At 45.9% G+C, this 364-nt stretch carries 1 protein-coding gene; it reads left to right on the top strand.

Annotation, left to right across the window (positions count from 1 at the left end; translation table 11 throughout):
* A partial coding sequence (locus AC6CHQ_RS16375; RefSeq protein WP_498082078.1) for an integrase core domain-containing protein occupies nucleotides 1-214 on the top strand: 214 nt, incomplete at its 5' end.
* Nucleotides 215-364: the final 150 nt, after the last annotated feature.

Raw genomic sequence — 364 nt, 5'->3', positions numbered from 1 at the left:
CCCTTGGGACAACGCCTGCATCGAGTCCTTTCACGCTACTTTAAAGAAAGAATTGATCTACCGTCTGGGCAGAGTGACCCGGGAAGAAGCGGAAAAAGCAGTCCGTAATTACATCGATAATTTCTATAACACGGTACGGATCCATTCTTCGCTGGGCTATCTTTCCCCGGTGGAATTTGAGTTACAGAAAATCTGGGAAGACCTGTCTGCTTAAGCATTCAAGTTATCCTCAACAGGACAGTGTGGTTGAATAATTCCAAATGGAATCATTCAACCACACTGCCGCACCAAGCGAAGCGCGGTAGGGGTTTAGACCTCCTATCTACCTAAGAATTACGTGTCCGTTTTCTTGACATAAGTCCAA

This window comes from Bhargavaea sp. GQ12 (genome assembly GCF_059758705.1).
This window is presented reverse-complemented; position numbering and strand designations above follow the sequence as displayed.